The organism is Stenotrophomonas sp. 278, assembly GCF_003935715.1.
Taxonomy (GTDB): domain Bacteria; phylum Pseudomonadota; class Gammaproteobacteria; order Xanthomonadales; family Xanthomonadaceae; genus Stenotrophomonas; species Stenotrophomonas maltophilia_AH.
Window position 1 is genome coordinate 1 of sequence record NZ_RHPP01000234.1, and the last position, 1,229, is coordinate 1,229.

Annotated in this window: 1 protein-coding gene; it reads left to right on the forward strand. The window is 66.6% G+C overall.

Annotated features, from left to right (window positions below; all coding sequences use genetic code 11):
- Positions 1-54: 54 nt before the first annotated feature.
- Positions 55-1,229, forward strand: a 1,175-nt coding sequence (locus tag EGJ34_RS20965) for a toprim domain-containing protein (RefSeq protein ID WP_125362347.1), incomplete at its 3' end; no start/stop codon positions are given.

Consider the following 1,229-nt stretch of genomic DNA (forward strand, 5'->3'; position numbering starts at 1 on the left):
GCGGGTAATCAAGCGCGCACTAGCCGCGTACACAGCAGCTCTGGAACTTACTGAATGTCTGCCAATTATGATGATGTGCTGGGCCAGCTGACCGACGCCGGCCTGATCCTCGACAGTCTGGACACCAGCGGTCGAATGGTGCGCTGCCGGGTGGAGGGCTCGCGCGAGCGCCGCGGCTGGTACGTGCTGCACGAGCTCAATGCCAGCAGCGGCGACACGCTTATCGTGGGCACGTTCGGTATCTGGCACGGCAACGACAACGGTGCGCAGAAGGTCGAGCTGCGCAAGCGCGAAAGTGCTTTCAGCCAGGAGCAACGCGAAGCGCTCAAGCGGCGGCTGGTGGAAGACCGCCGCCGCGCGGAAGCGGCACGGCTGGAGCAGAACCGGCGTGCTGCAGCTCGGGCGACAGCGGCCTGGAACAAGGCGCTGCCGGAGGGCGAGGCCGACTACCTGACCGACAAGGCCGTGCAGGCATTTGGCCTGCGCTATGGCCGCAGCGGCGTCGCGTTGGTTCCACTGCTGGACCCCAATGGATCAGTCCACGGCCTGCAGGTTCTGCGCAGCGCCAAACAGGCCAAGGCCTCGAACAAGCCGGCCAAGGAGTTCTGGCCGGCAGGACTGGCCAAGAAGGGCCACTTCCACCTGCTCGGCGGCACGCCGCAGTGGATCCTTCTGGTGGCGGAAGGGTATGCCACCGCCGCCACGCTGCACATGGCGACCGGCTACCCGGTGGCCGTGGCCTTCGATGCCGGCAACTTGATGCCGGTGGCCGCTTCCTTGGCGAAGCGGTATCGCAGCGCCAAGGTGCTGGTCTGCGGCGATGACGACGTGCTGCAGAAGTGCCGCCACTGCAAGTCGCGCCTGGTGCTGGCTGATTCGCCGGAGTTTTGCCCGACCTGCTGCCAGCCACATGAGGCCTCCAACGCCGGCCTACTCGGTGCCGAGGCAGCTGCACTCAATGTGGGCGGGGCCATGCTGCTGCCTGCCTTCGCCGACGAGCCCGGTCGGCGCGAGCGCTTCATCGACACTGGCCGCAAGGTCAGCGACTTCAACGACCTGCACGTGCTGGAGGGCCTGCATGTCGTGCGCAGCCAGGTCGAAGCCCGCATCACGGAGCTTTCGTGGCGACCTCGATCCGAAAATCGCAGCGCGTCCAGCACCACCACCGGGGGCGCGGGACAGCCCGAGCTCAAACCCCTCGATTCGCTTGACGAGCTGCTGGAGCGGTT